The following is a 20,485-nucleotide window of genomic DNA, read 5'->3' on the forward strand; positions in this document are numbered from 1 at the left end:
TCCTGGGAGGCTATCCTTAATTGCTTCCCATTGGTCATCCCTTAAATCATACAACTTTCAACTCCTTTTCTTATTATTAGAAGTTCAGTATATCATAAAAAAAATTAAATGTCGACACTACCTAAGCAATAGAATTAGAAAAGGCTCTTATTGAGGCAATAGGTTCGTCATCGCGAGCGAAGCGTGGCGATCTTCTCTCAAAATCCATGAGATTGCCACGCCCTAAAGGGCTCGCAAAGACGATTGTGTATGCATTACATTTTAGAAGATGGGTGGATACTTACGAGCATCAATATTTGAAAAAACTCCATGGACTCTGAGTGATGGCTCTTTGACTTTTATAGGAGTTTTGGTGCTGCATTTGGAGAATCAGGAGGTTGTTGCATTGTATTGCCCCTTCTCACAAAAAAACTTACTTATTTTGGTCACTTGAATGGAAATCGAAATCGTCTGATCTGTCTTCAAATTCTTCAGCGTCATCAATCGGGGTTGCAAAGTCACCAGATTCTCTCGATCCGAAGCTTGTTGTTTCAAGATTCACGTCAAGTGATTCTGAATCAGCGGCTTCAGCTGGGATGTTCTTTTTGTATTTCGCCAAGAAGTTTTGAAGATCCATCAAGCTGCAAAGGCCAAGCTGGACTGGGTTTTGTGGTGAAATGTTCGGTGAATTCCAGTGTGTTTTTTTACGAACAGCATCGATTGTTGGCTTTGTTGTCCCAATCAATTTGCAAATGCCGCTATCAGGCACTTCAGGATGATGCTTGATAACCCAAGCGATTGCATCAGGCTTGTCAGCACGTTTCATCACAGGTGTGTAGCGTGGACCTTTTACCTTACGAGAGACTTCAGGCATGTCAGATTTAAGAGCCTGGAGTTTTTCCTTTGGATTGGCTTCACAGCGAGCAATTTCTTCTTTGCTGAGCTGGCCTGTTGTGATTGGGTTTTCCCCTACAATATGAACGGCAACTTCACCATCTGCAATAGCTTGTACTTCAAGCGAATGCATTCCGCAAAAATCGGCTATTTGCTCAAAGGTGAGCGTTGTGTTATCAATCAACCATACGGCTGTTGCTTTTGGCATTACTGTCCGTGACATGGATGCTCCTATTTCTGTGATATATCTTCAGTGATATCCTGCTGTTTTTTTAGGCTTATGCTGAAAATATTTAAAATGTTGGCTCTGGGCAATGTAAGATCTGCATTTGTCCAGCTGTACGATCTAGAGACTAACATATAAGTTTTCACAAAACAACCGCCATTTTAATCATTTTTCTTTCCGTACTAGATTTGTATGCCAATTGTCGATATGATTAAGGAAAAAAGTGAAGAGGATAAAAGTCAAGGATGAGTATTGAATCAATCCAGATAGCCATTGTCTTGTGTATTTTGCTATTTGTTTTTATTGCTTTTGTCAAAGAAAGCTTTCCGCCAGATGTCATTTCGTTATCTGTTGTTGCTGTGCTTTTGATTACAGGGATTCTGACGTCAAACGAAGTCCTTACCATTTTTAGTAATCCGGGGCCAATAACAGTTGGCGCCATGTTTGTTTTAACCTCTGCGCTTGAGCGCACAGGTTGTATTCATGCTTTGGGACAAAATGTTGTCAGATTTGCAAAATATCCTGGATGGGTTGTGCTTTTTGTAATGATGTTTGTTGTGATGTTTCTCTCTGCTTTCATGAACAATACACCGATTGTTGTGATGATGGCGCCCGTTGTTATCGTGCTGGCTCGGAGCATGAAAGTCTCTGCAAAACAATTTTTGATACCGCTTTCTTATGCCGCCATTCTGGGTGGAACCTGTACACTGATAGGAACCTCGACAAATCTTTTGGTGGATGGGCTTGTTCAATCTGCTGGGTTGCCAGCCTTTGGTGTTTTTGAAATTACAGGCTTTGGATCAATTGTTGCAACGATTGGGGCTATATATATTGTTTTTGTAGGGCGACATTTTTTGCCAAAGAAAGATGAAGGTCAGCAAGGGTCAGCTTTTTTAGACCGGACAACGCATTTTTTTACCGAAGTTTTGGTGACGAAAAAGTCAGGCTTTGTGAATAAGACCTTGAAGCAAGCAGGCTTTCTGACGAATAGGTCTGATAAGTTTGTGCTCGATGTTATCAGGCAAGCTTTTTCATTAAGGTACGATCTTGCTAATCTGAAGCTGCAGGCAGGAGATCGGATTGTTCTGGAAACGAATATGCAAGAACTTATGGACTTAAAAGTAAACAAGTCGGTTGCTTTTGAAAAGAAGTCTGATTATGAGGAAATTTCTTCACAGCCAGCTGTTGTCATGCAGGCTATCGTGGGTCCAAGATCTCGGTATGTTGGCAAAACGATTGGTGAACTTAATTTAAGTGAACGATACGGGTGTTATATTTTAGCAGTTCACCGTCATGAAAAGGACTATGATCAGAATTTTGAAGACGTGCGTTTGGCCTTTGGGGATACGATATTGCTTGAAGGTCCAAAAGAGAAAATGCACGATTTGTTTGTTCGCAATGAGCTAATCAGTATTTCAGATATTGAAGAACAGCCTTATCGGCGTGATAAGGCATGGATTGCAATTGGGGCTATTCTATCTGTCATTTTATTTTCATCAATTGCTGGGATTTCAATTACCTCTATGGCCATTATAGCCTGTGTTTTGGTTTTGCTTTTGGGCTGTATGGATACTGATGAGGCTTATCAAGCAATCGATTGGCGGATTATTTTCATGATTTTTGGGATGATTGCACTGAGCATGGCGCTTGAAAAAACGGGTGCTGCCGTGATGATTGTGAATAAGATGTTGCCTTTTTTTGAGGCTTTGGGGCCATTCTGGGTGCTGGCTCTTGTTTATGGTGTGGTTTCATTTTTAACGGAGATGATCAGTAACAATGCAGTGGCCTTATTATTCACTCCGATTGCTCTGAGTATTGCAGATCAGATGGGTGTGGATGCCCGGCCTTTTGTTGTTGCCGTGATGTTTGGGGCTAGTGCCAGTTTTGCAACCCCAATTGGTTACCAGACCAATACATTCGTTTACAGTGCCGGCGGATATAAGTTCATGGATTTCCTGAAAATAGGAACGCCAATTAATATTTTGTTGTTTCTTGTTTCTGTGCTTTTAATCCCATATTTTTGGCCATTTTAAGAGGGTGATATGTCAAGTTTAGTGTGGTTTCGTCAAGATTTGCGCCTATCGGATAATCCTGCTTTGTTTGAGGCTGCAAGCAAGGGAGAGATAGCGATTGTCTATATCCTAGACGATGAAACCCCAGACGCCTGGAAAATGGGCGGGGCATCGCGCTGGTGGCTTCATCACAGTTTGGCCTCCTTGCAGCAAGATCTGCAATCTCATGGCATTCCATTGATCTTAAAAAGAGGCAAGGCTCTGCCTGTTCTGGAAAAGTTGGTTGATGAGCTGAAAGTAACATCTCTTTATTGGAATCGCTGTTATGAGCCTTACGCCATTCAGCGAGATCAAGAGATCAAAACGCATTTTAGGGAAAAAGGTCTTGAGGTTAAGAGTTTTAAAGCCTCTCTTCTGGTTGAGCCTTTTGATATACAAACAAAGACAGGTGGATATTACAAGGTCTACACTCCTTTTTGGAAAGAGATTTTAAGGCGCGGTATCTCTCAAAGGCCTTTGGCTAAGCCAGCTGAGATGACGCCTCTGTCAAAGATCGTTGCATCTGATGCTCTGGAAGATTTAGCACTATTGCCGACAAAGCCAAATTGGGCGGCAGGCTTTTCAGAGATCTGGCGATGTGGTGAGAAAGCGGCTCATGAAAAGTGCTTGCAATTTTTGAATGAGCAATTGGATGATTATGCAAGAGGCAGGGACTTTCCATCGAAGGTTGCAACATCGCTTCTATCGCCCCATTTGCACTTTGGAGAGATCAGTCCTTTGCAGATATGGTATATCTGTGCTGCCTTTTGTGATCTGCATGAAAAATCAATGAGCGAAGTGAATATGGCGAGATTCTTGTCAGAGCTAGGTTGGCGTGAGTTTGCGCATCATTTATTGTATCATGATCCGCAATTGCCGGATCGGCCGATGAAAGAAGCTTTTGCAAAGTTCCAATGGGACCAGAATGATGATTTTCTAAAGGCGTGGCAAAAAGGGCAGACAGGTTTTCCGATTGTGGATGCGGGCATGCGGGAATTATGGCAAACAGGCTATATGCATAATCGTGTGCGGATGATTGTAGCTTCTTTTCTCACAAAGGATCTTTTTATTCCTTGGCAGGTCGGAGAAAAATGGTTCTGGGATACGCTTGTGGATGCAGATTTGGCGAATAATGCTGTGAGTTGGCAATGGGTTGCTGGTTGCGGTGCCGATGCAGCGCCTTATTTCAGGATTTTCAATCCTGTGCTGCAGTCGAAAAAATTTGATGCGGCTGGTACATATATTCGCAGGTGGGTTCCTGAGCTGAAAGAACTGCCTGATCGATATATTCACGCGCCTTCAGAAGCCCCGAGTTTGGTTTTACAAGGAGCAGGGGTCCGTTTGGGGGAGTATTATCCTCTGCCGATTGTGAATCACGATGTGCAAAGACAAAAGGCTCTAGAGCGGTATCGGTTGTGTCAGTCCTAACAATGATTGTGCTTTTCATGAATTCGTGTTAGTCTGAAGGGTGTTTAAAAAGAAATCTTTTTTAGGTGTTGATTCAATGGCGGATCTGTCGAAATATGCTTTTATTTCAAAATTAAAGGCTTTGCCCTTCGTTGATGAAATATGGCTTTTTGGATCTAGGGCAAGGGGTGATCATGCTGAGAGATCAGATATAGATCTTGCAATTATTTGTCCAAGAGCAAATGAGTCTGATTGGCATCAGGTTCTTGAGATTATAGAAAATGCAGATACGCTCTTAAAAATTGATTGCCTTCAGTTTGATAGACTGAATGATGATGATAAGTTAAAAATGAATATTCTGCAGTTTAAAAAAATACTCTATCAGCGAGGTGAATCGTAAATGGAAATTCAGTTTTGGAAAGATTATTATGAATCGCTAGGGCAAGCGATTATTCGACTTGCAGAGGTGATGCGTCATGAGGATCTTGAGAAAAATGATTACATGCAAGATGCAGCTATTCAACGGTTTGAATTTGTCATTGAGCTATTTTGGAAGGTCCTAAAAAAAATATTGGCTTATGAGAAGATCGAGGCCACTACGCCCCGGGACGTGTTGAATAAATCATTTCAATACAATCTAATTGATGATGAAAAAGCCTGGTTGAGTATGCTCGATGATCGCAATAATACGTCCCATGTCTACAAGCAAGAAGACGCCAAAAGAGTCTTTGAGCATATTAAGGCCTATTTGCCAATTTTCGAGGCAAGTTATCAAAAGTTAAAAAATAAGTATAAGCTTTAACAGTATTTTTTGAGTATTTCTAGCTTTTCTTCATGTGCGCGCTCAGCAGCCTTCAAGTGTGCCACCTCAAGTTCATAGGCGCGCTGGGCAATAACCAATTGTGTTATTTGTTCCGCCCAGTCCGAGTCGCACTTTTCTGTGTCTTTGCTTTCTTGTTCCACTTTAGATACCGCTCTTTCAGATAAGATGCGCTTTACATCGTTGGGTTCTTCATGGTTGTGGGGTTTTTCCTCCGGATAAATGGGCTTGAATCGGCTTGCAATGCTTGTAATGCTCTCAGATTCTGGCCTTAGAGCATTGATTTCTGGATAGAAGAAACCGTCTTTTCCTTGCTTATATATCGTGAAGTTTCCCATGATGGTTCCTTATTATTGATGATCTTTCCAAATTATAGAATTTCTTGGCTGCTGTCAATTTGGCTGAGAATTGTTTTGCTTTTATATTTTTGAGAAAATGAAGAGTTCACGGCTTGAAAAAAATTCCTTAATTTCAGCAGACATTCTGATGTAAACTCTGTTATCTTAGACATTATTTGCAGGATAAAGGGTTGAAAATGGATACAACAAAAATACCATTCGAATATTTAAGAGCATTTTATTATGCTGTGAAACTTGGCGCTCTTAAAAAGGCATCTGTATTTATGGAGTTAAGTCTTTCGGCTGTCAGTAATCATATTATTTTGTTAGAAAAATTATTATCTTTAAATCTAATGGTTCGCAATAAAGGCGGTATTAGGTTAACCCCAGATGGGAAGAAGCTTTTCTATCTTATTAAAGATGGAATCGAATCTTTAGAGGCTATTCCTGATATTTATACTCAGGATCCAGATCAAGGTGGAGAAATTATTCTAAACACATGGGCAGGAGTTGCTTCTCATTTAATTGCTCGTCAATTAAAAGATTTCTATGATCAATATGATAATATTAAAATTCGTATTAAGTGTCATAATTCGAGCAGTCCTTTTGAGGAGTGGGTTGGAGATGTTGCAATAGCGCCTTATGTGCCACATAGGCCTGATTTGCGACAGGTTAAAATTTTATCACAATATATGCACCTCTATGCATCGGAAGAATATATAAAAGAATTTGGAGAGCCAAAAACTTGGAAAGACTTAGATAATCATAGACTGATTAGCGCCTATGATCCTGAGGAAAACATTCATAGTGATCTTGATTGGCATCTAGCAAAAGAAACGGAAAAAAAACGAGAACCAATTTTAGTTGTCAATTCTTCAGTTGCTATATTGCAAGCTGTAAAAAAGGGTATTGGTATTGGTCCAATACCATCTTCCTATGAAAGTTATCAATATGAAGGTCTCGTTAGGGTGTTAGCAGATTATCAACCAAAGACCTTTGATATCTATTATATTGTACCTATATACCTTCAAAACATAAGGCGATTCAAACTTCTTGGTGAGTATTTTGAAAACGCTTTTCCTGTGTAATTTTCATTTTTTAATCCCTTCAGAGGGAGCGTTGAAAAAAAATCTTTACACAAGGACTAAAAATAGTGTTATATTAAAAATAGAGGAAAGAATACCTTTTCTTATATTTGAGATCTCAATGAGATTTATTACTACTAGTGCTCTCATTTTCAATAGAAGGACTACAAAATGATTAAGTATATTCTTATGCAAAAAACGCTGGACAATGTTTTGAGCACAAAAAACAGCCAATATAGAAAAACATTAAATAAAAGATTAGCACAAAATATTATTAAAATCAATTTTAAAAGTTTCTCAGGTCGATCTTAAATCAACCTGAACAAGCATTTCGTACTGAAGCGTTGAGCAATGCACATAGGTCTCCAGCTCAAAATAGTGCGCTCTTCTGAAAGTACGAAATAATGGCGTTATTCCAGTTGCGTCATAGGCATGGTGTTCCAGCATCATTTCCAAGTCAGGAGCCATCTTTGCCAGAAGGTGGCTCTTCTCACTTACCCAGACAAACAGAACAAATGAGAAACAAAATGAATCATTCAACGGAAACCAAAGTGAAAAAGGGGCTGCCCTTTACTTTCGACAAAGCCATTCATCGAAACATGACCCTCTGCGGTGAAATTTCTGGAGAGATGTATATTGAATATGATGGGCCAATGGGGGAGGAATCATCGCCTAAATGTGTGCTCTTTCGACTCAATGCACCGCTCTACTTCAAAACTGAACGCGGCTCTTTCCAGAGAATAGAAACACATAATGTCCGCATCACAGGACCGCTTTGTTTCAAATTTTTGGACCCTGACATCTTTAAAAGAGGCGCCACGCTCTGGCTCAAGGGCACGCATATCTATGAAGATATCCATTTTCCGAATGAAAATGATTCATTTCACTCATCTGATTTGTATATTGAAACCAAACAAGATGAGGTGATCTTTCTAGTAGAAAAATTGGTAACGCTTCATTGAATAAATCGTTTAACTCAAAAGGAAGTGTTTTTTGATTTTTTTGAGAAAAGAGCTTGCATTTTGAAGTGGGATCGATTAAAAAGGAATATTCCTTTCTCCTCTTACGTGAGCTGAATGTTTAGGGCATGCCTTGTGAGGGAGATTAAAAAGGAAGTTTAAAGTCATAACTCGTAACGTAAAGTGAGGATAAAATGCCCAAGTTGAAAACACATAGTGGTGCTAAAAAGCGCTTCAGACTAACAGCATCTGGTAAAATTAAAATGACTCCTGCTGGTAAAAGACACGGTATGCGCAAAAGAACAAATGAGATGCTCAGAACCGCACGCGGAATGAGAACCATGCATCCATCTGATGCACGGAAAATCACAAAAGTTTATTTGTTAAATGATCAGTAATATCGTATTAGGATAAGGAGTATTTAAATGGCTAGAGTTAAAAGAGGTGTGACGACACACGCACGCCACCGCAAAATTATTAAAATGGCAAAAGGTTTCAGAGGTAGAGCTAAAAATACCTTTAGAATTGCTATTCAGCGCGTCGAAAAATCATTACAGTATGGTTACAGAGATCGCCGCAACAAAAAACGTACATTCAGAGCTTTATGGATTCAGCGTATCAACGCAGCAGCACGTTTGCATGGTATGACATATTCACGTTTCATGGATGGTTTGCATAAAGCAGGCATTGAAGTGGATCGTAAAGTTCTGTCTGATATCGCAGTTAGAGAGCCAGAAGCTTTTAAGGTGTTTGTTGAAAATTCACAAAAAGCCCTCAAAAAAGCAGCTTAACTTAGGTTCAAACATAAAAGTGTATTAAATGCTAGATTAAATCAGGCAAATGAATTTGAAAGTGAGGCTGCGTAAGCCTATATACATAGATGCGCAAAGCCGAATCTTGAAAAATCCATTTGGATCATTTAAAAGTAGCGTTTGATGTAAGAGGGCGATCAGAAATGAGAGGCCCTCTTTTTGTTGAAATGTTGAACCAGATTGAAGTGCAGAGTGTGATAGAGTTTCTGTTGGGCCCATATAAATTAGTCTAGGATTATAAAATGCATCAAATTGATACAATAAAATCAGATATTATGAACGCAATTTCTCAAGTTGCAACGCTTGCAGAGGTTGAAGAGATTCGTGTTTCTGCCTTAGGTAAAAAAGGCCAGCTTACGGAATTGATGAAGAATTTGGCGTCTTTGTCGATTGAAGAGAAAAAATCTTTTGGTGCAGCCCTGAATCAGGCAAAATCTGACATAACTGAGGCTCTGGATTCTAAGCGCTCACTATTATCTATGGCTGAAATGAATGAGAAACTGAAGAGTCAAAGGCTTGATGTTACTCTGCCAATTCGTCCAAAGCAAAAGGGATCGATTCATCCCATCACGCAAACGATTGATGAGATGATTGAAATCTTTGCTGATATGGGCTTTAGTGTCGCTGAAGGGCCTGATGTCGAGGATGATTTTAACAATTTTACAGCATTAAATATTCCAGAAGACCACCCAGCACGCCAAATGCATGATACTTTTTATCTTCCAAAAGGTGCTGATGGAAAGGATCGCGTGCTCAGAACGCATACATCACCTGTTCAAATTCGCACCATGTGTTCTGAAAAACCGCCTATTCGCATTATCGCGCCGGGTCGGACTTATCGGTCAGATTATGACATGACGCATACACCTATGTTCCATCAGATTGAAGGTCTTGTGATTGATGAAAAGGTCACAATGGCCGAGCTTAAAGGTTGCTTGATTGATTTTTGTCGTCAGTTTTTTCAGATTGATGATTTGCCTGTTCGTTTCCGTCCAAGTTTTTTCCCCTTTACGGAGCCATCAGCTGAGGTTGATATTGGGTGCAAGCGCGAAGGGGGAACGCTGAAAATTGGGGCCGGTCAAGATTGGCTTGAAATTTTAGGGTGCGGTATGGTTCATCCAAATGTGTTACGCAACTGCAATATTGATCCTGAGAAATATCAAGGTTTCGCTTTTGGGATGGGGATTGAGCGGTTAGCGATGTTGAAATATGGTATCCCGGACTTGCGCACTTTCTTTGAAGGTGATATTCGCTGGATGCGTCATTATGGCTTTAACGTTTTGCGTCGTCCAACATTAGGAGCAGGCCTCTAATGATAGACATAAACATGATTGAGAATAGAAAGGCACTAAGATGAAGTTAACCCTTTCCTGGTTGAAAAAACATTTAGAGACCGATGCATCCTTGAATGATATCGTTTTAAAATTGACAGCTTTGGGGCTTGAGGTTGAAGAAGTAACCAATCGTGCTGATCAATTAAAAGGTTTTACTATTGCACAAATTAAAGAGGTTCGTCGTCACCCTGAAGCAGATCGTTTGAATTTATGTCTTGTGAATACGGGTTCTGAAGAATATGAAGTCGTTTGCGGTGCAAGCAATGTTCAAAAAGGCATGAAGGCTGTGTTTGCACGTGAGGGCATGTACATCCCAGGCTCGGATATGACCTTAAAGAAGACAAAAATCCGCGGTGTTGAATCAACAGGTATGCTTTGTTCTGAAGAAGAGCTTTGCCTCTCAGCGGAGTCTGAAGGCATTATTCATTTGCCAGATGATGCGCCAATTGGAGCTGAGTTTGTTTCTTATGCGGGGCTTGATGATCCGATGATCGAAATTGGTCTCACGCCTGATCGTTCTGATTGCGCTGGTATACGCGGTATTGCAAGGGATTTGGCTGCAGCAGGTCTAGGTCGTTTGATTGATGATAAAATTCAACCTGTTAAGGGCACCTTTCAGTCATCAATTAAAGTGAAGATTGAAGAAAGTGCAAAAGAAGCAGTTCACCTATTCGCAGGTCGTTTGATCAAAGGCGTAAAAAATGGTGAGAGCCCAGAATGGCTTAAACGTGATCTTGAATCAATTGGTGTGAAACCTATTTCGGTTCTTGTGGATATCACCAATTATATTACATTTGATGCTGCACGCCCTATGCATGTTTTCGATGCAGCTAAGATCAAGGGTGATCTCGTTTTAAAACCGGGACAAAAGGGTGATACTTTTAAAGCTTTAAATGACAAAGATTATGAGTTAAAAGGTAGCGAGATCGGGATTTATGATGATGCTGGATTCCAGAGCCTTGCAGGTATTATTGGTGGTGCTGAAACTGGGTGTTCTGCTGAAACAGCGGATGTTTTTGTTGAATGCGCTTTGTTTGAGCCATCTGCCGTTGCTTATGCGGGCAGAGGTCTTGCGATTGAGAGTGATGCTCGTTATCGCTTTGAGCGCGGTGTTGATCCAGCTTCCGTTGAGCCATATATAGAAAAAGCGACGCAGATGATTCTTGATCTCTGTGGCGGTGAGGCGAGTGAGGTTCTTTTGGTCGGCAAAGGAATGCCAGCAGATCATCAGAAAAAGATTGCCTATCAGCCCTCATATTGCGCCAAATTGATCGGTATTGATGTGCCGGAAGCACGCCAGAAAGAGATTTTAAGTGCCCTTGGCTTTACTGTATCTGAGCAAGGTGACACATGGATTGTCCAGACACCAACCTGGCGCTATGACGTGAATGGAAAAGCGGATATTGCTGAAGAAGTCGTTCGTGTGATTGGTTTTGATCATATTCCAGCGCGTTCATTCACAAAAGATCATCCAATTACACAACCTGCGCTTGATGCATCGCAGAGACGTCGTCAACGTGTTCGTCGCTTGCTTGCATCAGAAGGGCTCCATGAAGCTGTGACTTGGTCATTTATGTCAGAATCTTTAGCCAAAGAATTTGCGCCCATTCCAGCATCTTTAAAGTTACTAAATCCTATTTCTGCTGATCTTGATGTGATGAGGCCTTCAATTCTTGGAAATTTACTTCTGGCTTTGAAAAAGAATATTGATAGATCTTATCGTGATTTTGGTATCTTTGAATTGGGTCCTGTTTTTGATGAGAAAGCGCCTTTAGGGCAACATCAAATGGTTGCAGGTCTTCGTTCAGGATTTATGGAGCCGCGCAATGTCCATGGTAAAGAGCGTCTGGTTGATTTGTATGATGCAAAGGCTGATTGCTACGCAATTCTTGAAGATTGTGGCCTTGATCCTCAGCGCGTTCAAGTGCGGGCTGATGAGGCGCCATCTTATTATCATCCAACGCGCTCAGCGAAACTATCTCTTGGAAACCAGGTTTTAGGTTATTTTGGTGAGTTGCACCCGGCTTTATTGCAAACATTTGGCATTAAAGAGACTGTTGTTGCTTTTGAAATTTACATTGATCTTTTGCCGTTGGTGAAGGAAAAAGCCCAGAAGCCAGCGCTTCAGCTGAATCAATTGCAATTTGTCGAAAGAGACTTTGCTTTCTTAGTAAGTAAGCAGATCTCGGCAGATCAGATTCTATCTGCAGTACGGAAGGCTGATAAGAAATATCTCCAGAAAGTGACACTCTTTGACATTTATGAGGGTGTTGGCGTTGAAGAAGGGCATAAATCTGTTGCTTTATCAGTCATGCTTCAGCCAGTTGAAAAAAGTTTTACAGATGAAGAACTTGAGGCGATTTCTCAAAATATTATTCAATCTGTGGCAAAAGAAACAGGAGCCACACTTAGGTCGTAAGATCAGGTGGTTTATTACAAGGAAAAAGGAAAGACATTTATGTCAGCGTCGCATCAAAAGAATATTCGCAATTTTTCAATTATCGCGCATATTGATCATGGAAAATCAACCCTTGCGGATCGCTTGATCCAATTTTGTGGTGGTCTCACGGATCGTGAGATGAAAGAACAAGTGCTTGACAGTATGGAAATCGAGCGTGAAAGAGGCATCACCATTAAAGCCCAAACTGTTCGCCTCAATTATAAAGGCAAGGATGGGAAAGACTATATTCTGAATTTGATGGATACGCCTGGCCACGTTGACTTTGCTTACGAAGTGTCACGCTCACTTGAAGCTTGTGAGGGATCGCTGTTGGTTGTAGATGCGAGCCAAGGTGTTGAAGCCCAAACTTTAGCGAATGTGTATCAAGCAATTGACCATAGTCATGAAATTATTCCTGTGCTCAACAAGATTGATTTGCCCGCAGCAGAGCCTGATCAAGTCAAACAACAAATTGAAGATGTGATTGGCCTAGATACGTCAGATGCGCTTATGATTTCAGCAAAAACAGGCATAGGTATTGAGAGCGTTTTAGATGCGATTGTTGACCGTTTGCCATCGCCTATTGGTGATCCTGATGCGCCATTAAAAGCAATGCTTGTAGATAGTTGGTACGATAGTTATTTGGGTGTTGTGATTTTGGTCCGGATCATTGATGGTCAGCTCAAAGTAGGCGAAAAGATCAAATTTATGTCAACAGGCGGTGTGCGTCTGATCGATCGCGTTGGTATTTTTACGCCAAAAGCTGTGATGACAGGCGAGTTGAATCCGGGTGAAATTGGCTTTATCACTGCAGGTATTAAAGATATTACTGAGACAAAAATTGGTGATACGTTAACCTATGAAAAAAATCCTTGTGCTGAAGCACTGCCAGGCTTTAAGCCCTCAATTCCTGTGGTCTTTTGCAGTTTGTTTCCTGTTGATGCAGGTGATTTTGAAAAGCTGCGTGAGAGTCTCGGTAAGCTTGCTTTAAACGATGCCAGCTTCCATTTTGAGCCAGAAACCTCTGCGGCTCTTGGTTTTGGTTTCCGTTGTGGGTTTTTGGGTCTTTTGCATATGGAAATCATTCAAGAGCGTCTAGAACGGGAGTTTGATTTAGATCTGATTGCAACAGCGCCTTCAGTGAGCTATCACATTTATATGAAAAACGGTGACATGATTGAGCTTCATAACCCATCAGATATGCCAGATGTGATGAAAATTGATCATATTGAAGAGCCATGGATCAAAGCTACCATTTTTGTGCCAGATGAATATTTAGGTTCATTGCTTCAGCTTTGTAGTGATCGCAGAGGATCGCAAAAAGAACTTACCTATGTGGGCGGAAGGGCGATGATTATTTATGAATTGCCGCTCAATGAAGTCGTTTTTGATTTTTATGATCGTCTGAAATCTCTATCACGTGGTTATGCAAGTTTTGATTATGAGCTTGGTGACTATAAAGAGGGTGATTTGGTGAAGATGTCAATCTTGGTGAATAATGAGCCTGTTGATGCTTTGTCAATTATTACACATAAATCAGCGGCTGAAAAACGCGGAAGGTCCTTGTGTGAGCGTTTGAAAGAGCTGATTCCAAGGCAAATGTTCCAGATTGCTATTCAAGCAGCCATTGGCGGTAAGGTTATTGCGCGTGAATCTTTGTCTGCTTTACGTAAGGATGTTCTAGCAAAATGTTACGGTGGTGACGTGAGCCGGAAACGTAAACTTCTTGAGAAGCAAAAAGAAGGTAAAAAACGGATGCGTCAGTTCGGACAGGTCGAAATTCCGCAATCGGCCTTTTTATCAGCTCTGAAAATGGGCGATGACAAAAAATAACTTGCATTTTTGTCTTGGATCGCTTATAAATTCTTGATTGCCTCTTTCATCAAGGTTTTCCTTTATGAAGAGGATAATAAAATAGGTAAAATAATTTGACTCTCTCCGGAGAGCTTGGATTGTTTTTTATTTTGCACTCCTTGCCGGCATGCCGGCTTGGTGCAGCCCAAAAGTCAATAGTATTGGCTGTACACGATTAGCCATAAGGAGGATTAACATGGCATTTTACGAATGTGTTTACTTAGCCCGTCAGGATTTATCCACAGGACAGGTTGAGACACTGAACAAAGACTTTGCAAAAATCGTTGAAGACTTGCAAGGAAAGATCGAAAAGACAGAATATTGGGGTCTGAAAGGTCTAGCTTATCGGATTAATAAAAACCGTAAAGCACATTATACTCTTTTCCATATTGATGCACCGTCAGAAGCTGTCAAAGAAATGGAAAGACAAATGGGTCTTCATGAAGATGTTTTACGTTTTCTGACAACAAGAATCGAAGCAATTGAAGCTGGTCCATCGATCATGATGACAAGTAAGTCAGATAAGTATGATGATGAAGAAGATGATTTTGGCGCAAGAAAGCAAAAGAAGTTTTCAAAGCCAAGAAAATATGACCAACCAGCTGAAGCTGATGCTTAATATTTGATTGTAAAGGAACAACCAACATGTCAATGATCAAAAAACCATTTTTCAGACGTCGCAAATCTTGCCCTTTTTCAGGTCCAGATGGCATTAAAATTGATTACAAAGATGTCAGAACACTCTCAAAATTCATTTCAGAACGCGGAAAAATGATGCCAAGCCGTATCACATCTGTCTCTGCAAAGAAACAAAGAGAACTCGCAACTGCAATTAAACGCGCACGCTATCTTGGCCTTATGCCATATATTGTCCGTTAACGCATAGTAATGAATTAGGAATCAAACGATGGAAATTATTCTTTTAGAACGCGTTGTGAATCTTGGACAGATGGGTGATAAAGTCACTGTACGTCCAGGTTATGCACGCAACCACCTTTTACCAAAAGGAAAAGCGCTGCGCGCAACAAAAGCAAATATCGAACTTTTTGCAACGCAGAAAAAACAATTAGAAGCTGAGAATCTAACACGTAAATCAGAAGCTGAAAAAGTCTCTTCAAAAATGGATAATTTAGAAGTGATTATTATTCGTCAAGCTGGTGAAGCAGGTCAACTTTATGGATCTGTGACAGCAAACGACATTTCAACTGCTGTAACAGCTGCTGGTGTGACAATTAAGAAGCATCAAGTTTCAATTGAACACCCAATTAAAACACTTGGTATTTTTGAAGTGACGATCGTTCTTCACCCTGAAGTGACAAGACGCATCCGCGTGAATGTTGCTCGTTCAGAAGAAGAAGCAAAGCTTCAACAAAAAACAGGTGCAGCTCTTCTGAAAACAGATCTTGAACAAATAACTGTATCAGCAGATGATCTACTTGAAACACCGTTGACTGCTGAAGACGAACAGCTTTAAGTCAAGGCTGAGTAAAAACCACCCTTTGGTACTTGATGTGCTAAGGGTGGTTTTTTATTGATAAAAAGTGATAATCCCGATAGTCTGTCTTCAAGGATTATCGCATGAAACTCTCTATCATTCTTCCGTCTTATAATCGTAAGCACTCTTTGCCAAGGGCTCTTTCTGCCTTGACAGCAGGCTTTTGCGCATTGTTTGAGGCTGAGGTGATTGTCATTGATGATGCCTCAACGGATGGAACTGAGGCCTTTCTTCGCGAGTCTTATCCGCATGTAACCTATATCAAGCATGAAATAAACAAAGGCGCAGCTGCCGCTCGAAATACCGGTATCCGTTGTGCAAAAGGTAAGTATCTTGCTTTTTTAGATTCTGATGATGAATGGTTACCTCATAAAATAGCGCACCAATTAACGCTTTTTCAAGCAGAACAAAAAAGAAATAGAAAAATCAAGGCCAGTTTTACAGCCTATACACTTGTCTATCCGAATCATCGTGAGCAAGTGGTTGTCTATCAAAAACCTGCCGATTGGTTCGCCTTTTTTCTGAAGGGCTGTTTTATCAGTCCGGGGACAACCTTGATGGTGGATCGATCTGCCTATGATGAGATTGGCCTTTATGATGAGACACTCAAAAGGCTTGAAGATTGGGATTGGCTCTTGCGGTATAGTCAGCTTTACGAATTTGTTTTCACAAATGAGAGCCTTGCTCGTATTTACTTAAGGGAGTCGCACGCAGATCCGTCTGTCGTTCAAGGAGCGCTCGAAAGGCTTGTTCAAAAATGGTCACATTTGAGTGGCGTGAATCAGAGGCGTTTTTTACAAACAGTGCGCATTGAAACTTTAGCGAGTTTAAAGCAGTCCAAAAGTCAATTTTTGAAGGCAATCATTCAAAATATAATTAAAGACCCTGGTTTATTTGTTCGGCTCGTAAAGATGGTTTTGAATCAAAAATCAGAAAGGCGCGTTATTGATTAATTCAAAAGAAGAGACTTGAAATTGGAGAGAAGATCCATATATTCTATTCACACATAACGAATTGGATACAGACACGTGGCAAATGCAAAAGACCCTTACCAACTTCTTGGTATTTCGAAATCAGCCTCTGAAAAAGAGATCAAGCAAGCTTACCGTAAATTGGCAAAGCAATCTCATCCTGATTTGAACCCTGGTAATAAAGCGCAAGAACAAAAATTTAAAGAATTAACGGCTGCGTATGACCTTCTGTCTGATTCAGATAAAAAAGCTCGGTTTGATCGTGGTGAACTTGATGCGGATGGTAACCCAACCATGGGTGGTTTTTATCGATCAGGTGGACAGCCCGGCGCTGATGCCGATATGGGTGGTTTTGGAAGCTTCTTTCGTAATGCGGGCAGAGGTCAGTCCTCAGGCTTTGGTGCGGATGATTTTTTGTCTGAGATTTTTGGTAGAGGGCGAGGGAAGGCCAAAAAGGAACAGGCACCTTCAGTAAAGGGCGCAGATGTAACTTACCGGATGGCGGTTCCTTTTATAGCTGCAATCGAAGGCACAAAATCAAAATTAAAGTTGATTGATGGTACTCAGGTAGAAATCTCAATTCCCAAAGGCGCAGATGATGGTCAAAAAATTCGTCTTGCTGGGAAAGGAAAGCCTGGTCAGAATGGTGGCCCTTCTGGTGATGCTCTTGTTGAGCTCCATATAAAATCGCATCCCTTCTTTAAGCGTGAGAAGCTGATGATTACGCTGGATTTGCCTATCACTCTTTCTGAAGCTTTGAATGGCGGCAAAGTAAGAGTGCCAACATTGACAGGTTCTGTGATGCTTAGTATTCCTGCGGGATCAAACAGTGGACAAGTTTTACGTCTGCCTGGTAAAGGTGTTGTGCTTGATGGCGAGAAGGGGGATCTTCTTGTAAAGCTTCAGATTAAATTGCCTGAGGCGATGCCTGCGACTCTGAAAGAAGCAATCGCTGCCTTCGAGAAAGAACACCCGTATGATTTACGTCAAGCTTTGTACGAGCACAAAGATTTTTAAACCAAGACTTCGCTGAGTGGTTTTGAGAGAAGTGTTTCAACACGATTTTGTCCTGATTCCAGAAGAGTAAAGAGCTCTTTTTTCACTGGTGGATCAGCGCGTTCAATCATTTCAAGAGAAGGTGCAAGATCAAAGCCAGCCAGACGACAGACATCAAAAATGGTGAAGTTAGCAATATCACAAGATACCACCCAGACCTGCCCTTTTGATGGCATAATCATTCTGACATAATGGAGCCTTTCAAGAGCTTCATCAAAAATGGTTGAAGGAACACCAATTTTTGCACGCAGTTCGCCTTCTTGAGCAAGATTGTTTTTACGACACCCTTCAACAATATTTTGTAAGAGTAAGAGCATAACACCCAAGAGTTCAGATTTTTTACCTCGATCTGAATAATGCATGTGACTGTAAAAACGGTAGTTTGGAAGGTGAGCTGCGATCATGGCGCCTAAAAGGACCACAAGCCATACAATATAGAGCCAGATCAAAAAGATCGGAATCGCTGAAACCGCTCCATATACAGTTTGATAGACCGGGAAATATTCAAGGTATAATGAGAAGAGCGCTTTAGAAACCTCGAGCAGAAAAGCTGATACCGCGCCGCCGATAAGGGCATGTTCATAATAAACTTTTTTGTGAGGAACAACCATATAGAGCAAGGTAAAGCCAACAGTTTCAAACAAAAGAGGTAAAATCACGCCGATGACTTGCCAGATCGACATGTTCGTATCAAAACCCAAGTGATTGGCTAGCATCATAGCTTTGTCTGAAAGGGCAATAGAAAGAGCGATAAAGATTGGGGCAAGAGTTAACACGGCCCAGAAAGCAAGGATTCTGATCATGAGAGATCTTGGTGCGCTCACGTGCCAAATCTTGTTGAAAGAGCTTTCAATTGTTGCCATTAAAAGGAGGGAGGTGAGGGCTAAAGCAACAATTCCAAAAACCGTCATTTGTCCTGCATTGGTCATAAAATCACTAAAGTAGGTTGTGATTCTTGAGACAGCCTCTGGTAACATTGAGTCAGTCACTGTTTTGAGGGCCCGGACTTTTAATTCATCAAAAGCAGGAAAAGCTGAAAAAATAGCAACAGAAATAGTCATTAAAGGAACAAGCGCAAGAAGCGTTGTGAAAGTGAGTGCTGCAGCTTGTTTTTCACTGCCTTCATCAAAAAATATTTTTTGTAAAGAACGGCAGAACCTAAAAAAACCCTTATACATCTATCCTCCTCAAAAGATTAACGAATATTATGATGACTTGTTATGATTAGTTCTACACCTGATTTGCAGAATTTTACAGAAAGAAATGATCCTTTTCTTGAAAGCTTAGTAAGACTGTGATAAAAATAGCCTAAGTTCATATTTAGAATATAGGGTTATGATGTCGAATCAACTGATGCACGGAAAAAAAGGCCTCATTATGGGTGCGGCCAATGAGCGCTCAATCGCTTGGGGTATTGCAAAAAAATTACATGAACAAGGCGCTGAGCTTGCTTTTACATTTCAAGGAGAAGCTTTAGAGAAGCGTGTTGGCCCACTTGCTGCAAGCCTTGGTTCAAAGATTGTTTTGCCTTGTGATGTGTCTGATGAAGAAAGCATCAAGGCTTTGTTTGATACGCTCAAAAAAGAGTGGGGACAACTTGACTTTTTGGTTCATTCGATTGCTTTTTCGGATAAAAATGAGCTTGATGGTCTTTATTTAAATACATCACGTGACAATTTCTTGAGAACTATGGATATCTCATGCTATTCATTTACGAATTTGGCGCGTCATGCATCTGAGCTGATGACAGATGGTGGTTCAATGGTAACCTTGAGTTATTATGGCGCTGAGCGTGTTATGCCGCACTATAACGTAATGGGCGTTGCCAAAGCTGCACTTGAGGCTTCTGTTCGGTACTTGGCAACAGATTTGGGGTCAAGACGTATTCGTGTTAATGCTATTTCAGCGGGTCCGATTAAAACATTAGCGGCAAGCGGTATCGGAGATTTTCGTTACATTTTAAGATGGAATGAATTGAATGCACCTTTAAAGCGAAATGTGACTCAAGACGAGGTCGGAAATTCAGCTCTGTATCTTCTTTCAGATCTTGGAACAGCTGTTACAGGTGAAGTTCATCATGTAGATTGTGGTTATCACACAGTTGGGATGGTTTCGATTGATAGTGCTGCAGAAACTGCAGAGTTATTGAGCACAGTTAAGAAATAAACTTCCTAAAGAAAATGAAAAAGAAAGCCCCTCTCAAGGGGTTTTTTTATGTCTATTTTGTGCAGTGTGTCGTGGTGTGTAAGGAGGGCTTGTCGAAAAATAGTTCCAGCTACAGACAAGCCCCTCAAAGGAGCATCCAGTACTCTATTTTTTAGTATACTTCATTTGCTCAGAAAATCAAGAGAAATGTGTAAAAAAATGGTTGAATCATGCTTTGATTTAATTCAATTTCAAAAAAATAAAAAATAATATAAATTCAATATATTTGGGCAAAAATAAAAAATAAGAAAAAAGTAAAAAAAGAGTTGACGATGATTTTTTGTGTGTGCTAAGAGTGAGATAAGAACAAGATAAGAATATGGAAAGAATTCGGGCTTGCCTAACAAGTAATCAGTCTTCAAAGCCATACATCGTTATAAAAACGCGCATTGAGCGGAGCAATCCTGGCAGATATTCCTCTCAAATGTCACACCTAGTTAAGAGGAATCATCATGATCACGTCCCTGCTCAAAAAAACAATAAAGCCAGCTATTCATTCCCTCGTTTTATTGTCTTATCTTGTCAGCTTTGTTCTCCCTGTAAATGTTGCCCATGCTCA

General features: G+C 40.7%; 20 protein-coding genes. 17 read left to right on the plus strand and 3 right to left on the minus strand.

The window, feature by feature from the left end; genetic code table 11:
• Positions 1 to 412: 412 nt before the first annotated feature.
• Complete coding sequence (locus tag KBF71_06535; protein MBP9877970.1) at positions 413 to 1,096, minus strand: DUF1013 domain-containing protein; 684 nt, start codon at positions 1,094 to 1,096, stop codon at positions 413 to 415.
• 248 nt (positions 1,097 to 1,344) lie between these two features.
• On the opposite strand from KBF71_06535, the gene KBF71_06540 reads away from it, so the two are divergent.
• The 4 genes from KBF71_06540 to KBF71_06555 all read left to right on the plus strand — a co-directional run bounded on the left by KBF71_06540 (position 1,345) and on the right by KBF71_06555 (position 5,359).
• Positions 1,345 to 3,132: an SLC13 family permease gene (locus KBF71_06540; GenBank protein MBP9877971.1), complete on the plus strand. Its 1,788-nt coding sequence runs from the start codon at positions 1,345 to 1,347 to the stop codon at positions 3,130 to 3,132.
• A 9-nt stretch (positions 3,133 to 3,141) separates the two neighbouring features.
• The gene (locus tag KBF71_06545; protein ID MBP9877972.1) at positions 3,142 to 4,578 is read left to right on the plus strand and encodes a deoxyribodipyrimidine photo-lyase; all 1,437 of its coding nucleotides are present in this window, start codon (positions 3,142 to 3,144) and stop codon (positions 4,576 to 4,578) included.
• A 76-nt stretch (positions 4,579 to 4,654) separates the two neighbouring features.
• Positions 4,655 to 4,957, plus strand: coding sequence for a nucleotidyltransferase domain-containing protein (locus KBF71_06550; protein MBP9877973.1), 303 nt, complete (start codon positions 4,655 to 4,657; stop codon positions 4,955 to 4,957).
• On the plus strand, positions 4,958 to 5,359 hold the full coding sequence (locus KBF71_06555; GenBank protein MBP9877974.1) for a nucleotidyltransferase substrate binding protein: 402 nt from the start codon (positions 4,958 to 4,960) through the stop codon (positions 5,357 to 5,359).
• Here the strand turns inward: KBF71_06555 and KBF71_06560 are convergent.
• Entirely contained in the window at positions 5,356 to 5,715 is a 360-nt protein-coding gene (locus KBF71_06560) for a hypothetical protein (GenBank protein ID MBP9877975.1), read from the minus strand. The two genes, KBF71_06555 and KBF71_06560, sit on opposite strands and share 4 nt — an antisense overlap.
• A gap of 197 nt (positions 5,716 to 5,912) precedes the next feature.
• Between KBF71_06560 and KBF71_06565 the strand changes: the two genes are divergently transcribed.
• The 12 genes from KBF71_06565 to KBF71_06620 all read left to right on the plus strand — a co-directional run bounded on the left by KBF71_06565 (position 5,913) and on the right by KBF71_06620 (position 17,682).
• Complete coding sequence (locus KBF71_06565; protein MBP9877976.1) at positions 5,913 to 6,803, plus strand: LysR family transcriptional regulator; 891 nt, start codon at positions 5,913 to 5,915, stop codon at positions 6,801 to 6,803.
• Positions 6,804 to 7,204: 401 nt separating this feature from the next.
• The gene (locus tag KBF71_06570) at positions 7,205 to 7,762 is read left to right on the plus strand and encodes a hypothetical protein (protein ID MBP9877977.1); all 558 of its coding nucleotides are present in this window, start codon (positions 7,205 to 7,207) and stop codon (positions 7,760 to 7,762) included.
• Between the two features lie 191 nt (positions 7,763 to 7,953).
• Positions 7,954 to 8,157, plus strand: coding sequence for a 50S ribosomal protein L35 (gene rpmI / locus KBF71_06575; protein ID MBP9877978.1), 204 nt, complete (start codon positions 7,954 to 7,956; stop codon positions 8,155 to 8,157).
• 27 nt (positions 8,158 to 8,184) lie between these two features.
• Positions 8,185 to 8,550: a 50S ribosomal protein L20 gene (rplT, locus tag KBF71_06580; protein MBP9877979.1), complete on the plus strand. Its 366-nt coding sequence runs from the start codon at positions 8,185 to 8,187 to the stop codon at positions 8,548 to 8,550.
• A 263-nt stretch (positions 8,551 to 8,813) separates the two neighbouring features.
• Positions 8,814 to 9,884 carry a phenylalanine--tRNA ligase subunit alpha gene (gene pheS, locus KBF71_06585; GenBank protein MBP9877980.1) on the plus strand — a complete coding sequence of 357 codons (1,071 nt, stop codon included), beginning with the start codon at positions 8,814 to 8,816 and terminating at the stop codon, positions 9,882 to 9,884.
• A gap of 40 nt (positions 9,885 to 9,924) precedes the next feature.
• Entirely contained in the window at positions 9,925 to 12,324 is a 2,400-nt protein-coding gene (locus tag KBF71_06590) for a phenylalanine--tRNA ligase subunit beta (protein MBP9877981.1), read from the plus strand.
• A gap of 39 nt (positions 12,325 to 12,363) precedes the next feature.
• Positions 12,364 to 14,178, plus strand: coding sequence for a translation elongation factor 4 (lepA, locus tag KBF71_06595; protein MBP9877982.1), 1,815 nt, complete (start codon positions 12,364 to 12,366; stop codon positions 14,176 to 14,178).
• Between the two features lie 217 nt (positions 14,179 to 14,395).
• The gene (gene rpsF / locus KBF71_06600; GenBank protein ID MBP9877983.1) at positions 14,396 to 14,818 is read left to right on the plus strand and encodes a 30S ribosomal protein S6; all 423 of its coding nucleotides are present in this window, start codon (positions 14,396 to 14,398) and stop codon (positions 14,816 to 14,818) included.
• A 26-nt stretch (positions 14,819 to 14,844) separates the two neighbouring features.
• Complete coding sequence (locus tag KBF71_06605; GenBank protein ID MBP9877984.1) at positions 14,845 to 15,078, plus strand: 30S ribosomal protein S18; 234 nt, start codon at positions 14,845 to 14,847, stop codon at positions 15,076 to 15,078.
• A 28-nt stretch (positions 15,079 to 15,106) separates the two neighbouring features.
• Complete coding sequence (gene rplI / locus KBF71_06610) at positions 15,107 to 15,673, plus strand: 50S ribosomal protein L9 (GenBank protein ID MBP9877985.1); 567 nt, start codon at positions 15,107 to 15,109, stop codon at positions 15,671 to 15,673.
• A 104-nt stretch (positions 15,674 to 15,777) separates the two neighbouring features.
• Positions 15,778 to 16,647, plus strand: coding sequence for a glycosyltransferase family 2 protein (locus KBF71_06615; GenBank protein MBP9877986.1), 870 nt, complete (start codon positions 15,778 to 15,780; stop codon positions 16,645 to 16,647).
• Positions 16,648 to 16,722: 75 nt separating this feature from the next.
• On the plus strand, positions 16,723 to 17,682 hold the full coding sequence (locus tag KBF71_06620; GenBank protein MBP9877987.1) for a DnaJ domain-containing protein: 960 nt from the start codon (positions 16,723 to 16,725) through the stop codon (positions 17,680 to 17,682).
• Here the strand turns inward: KBF71_06620 and KBF71_06625 are convergent.
• Positions 17,679 to 18,899: a YihY family inner membrane protein gene (locus KBF71_06625; protein MBP9877988.1), complete on the minus strand. Its 1,221-nt coding sequence runs from the start codon at positions 18,897 to 18,899 to the stop codon at positions 17,679 to 17,681. The two genes, KBF71_06620 and KBF71_06625, sit on opposite strands and share 4 nt — an antisense overlap.
• Positions 18,900 to 19,059: 160 nt before the next feature.
• Between KBF71_06625 and fabI the strand changes: the two genes are divergently transcribed.
• Positions 19,060 to 19,887, plus strand: a complete 828-nt coding sequence (fabI, locus tag KBF71_06630) for an enoyl-ACP reductase FabI (protein ID MBP9877989.1) — start codon at positions 19,060 to 19,062, stop codon at positions 19,885 to 19,887.
• Positions 19,888 to 20,485: the final 598 nt, after the last annotated feature.

The sequence above is a fragment of the Alphaproteobacteria bacterium genome, assembly GCA_018063245.1.
Classification (GTDB): domain Bacteria; phylum Pseudomonadota; class Alphaproteobacteria; order JAGPBS01; family JAGPBS01; genus JAGPBS01.

What these genes read in the sequence shown, in the direction of transcription:
- rpsF (MBP9877983.1), top strand. Translation starts at nt 14,396, where the DNA reads ATGGCATTTTACGAATGTGTTTACTTAGCCCGTCAGGATTTATCCACA.
- KBF71_06540 (MBP9877971.1), top strand. Translation starts at nt 1,345, where the DNA reads ATGAGTATTGAATCAATCCAGATAGCCATTGTCTTGTGTATTTTGCTA.
- KBF71_06605 (MBP9877984.1), top strand. Translation starts at nt 14,845, where the DNA reads ATGTCAATGATCAAAAAACCATTTTTCAGACGTCGCAAATCTTGCCCT.
- KBF71_06615 (MBP9877986.1), top strand. Translation starts at nt 15,778, where the DNA reads ATGAAACTCTCTATCATTCTTCCGTCTTATAATCGTAAGCACTCTTTG.
- pheS (MBP9877980.1), top strand. Translation starts at nt 8,814, where the DNA reads ATGCATCAAATTGATACAATAAAATCAGATATTATGAACGCAATTTCT.
- rplT (MBP9877979.1), top strand. Translation starts at nt 8,185, where the DNA reads ATGGCTAGAGTTAAAAGAGGTGTGACGACACACGCACGCCACCGCAAA.
- KBF71_06570 (MBP9877977.1), top strand. Translation starts at nt 7,205, where the DNA reads ATGGCGTTATTCCAGTTGCGTCATAGGCATGGTGTTCCAGCATCATTT.
- KBF71_06625 (MBP9877988.1), bottom strand. Translation starts at nt 18,899, where the DNA reads ATGTATAAGGGTTTTTTTAGGTTCTGCCGTTCTTTACAAAAAATATTT.
- KBF71_06535 (MBP9877970.1), bottom strand. Translation starts at nt 1,096, where the DNA reads ATGTCACGGACAGTAATGCCAAAAGCAACAGCCGTATGGTTGATTGAT.
- KBF71_06590 (MBP9877981.1), top strand. Translation starts at nt 9,925, where the DNA reads ATGAAGTTAACCCTTTCCTGGTTGAAAAAACATTTAGAGACCGATGCA.
- KBF71_06555 (MBP9877974.1), top strand. Translation starts at nt 4,958, where the DNA reads ATGGAAATTCAGTTTTGGAAAGATTATTATGAATCGCTAGGGCAAGCG.
- KBF71_06545 (MBP9877972.1), top strand. Translation starts at nt 3,142, where the DNA reads ATGTCAAGTTTAGTGTGGTTTCGTCAAGATTTGCGCCTATCGGATAAT.
- KBF71_06560 (MBP9877975.1), bottom strand. Translation starts at nt 5,715, where the DNA reads ATGGGAAACTTCACGATATATAAGCAAGGAAAAGACGGTTTCTTCTAT.
- lepA (MBP9877982.1), top strand. Translation starts at nt 12,364, where the DNA reads ATGTCAGCGTCGCATCAAAAGAATATTCGCAATTTTTCAATTATCGCG.
- KBF71_06550 (MBP9877973.1), top strand. Translation starts at nt 4,655, where the DNA reads ATGGCGGATCTGTCGAAATATGCTTTTATTTCAAAATTAAAGGCTTTG.
- rpmI (MBP9877978.1), top strand. Translation starts at nt 7,954, where the DNA reads ATGCCCAAGTTGAAAACACATAGTGGTGCTAAAAAGCGCTTCAGACTA.
- rplI (MBP9877985.1), top strand. Translation starts at nt 15,107, where the DNA reads ATGGAAATTATTCTTTTAGAACGCGTTGTGAATCTTGGACAGATGGGT.
- KBF71_06565 (MBP9877976.1), top strand. Translation starts at nt 5,913, where the DNA reads ATGGATACAACAAAAATACCATTCGAATATTTAAGAGCATTTTATTAT.
- fabI (MBP9877989.1), top strand. Translation starts at nt 19,060, where the DNA reads ATGTCGAATCAACTGATGCACGGAAAAAAAGGCCTCATTATGGGTGCG.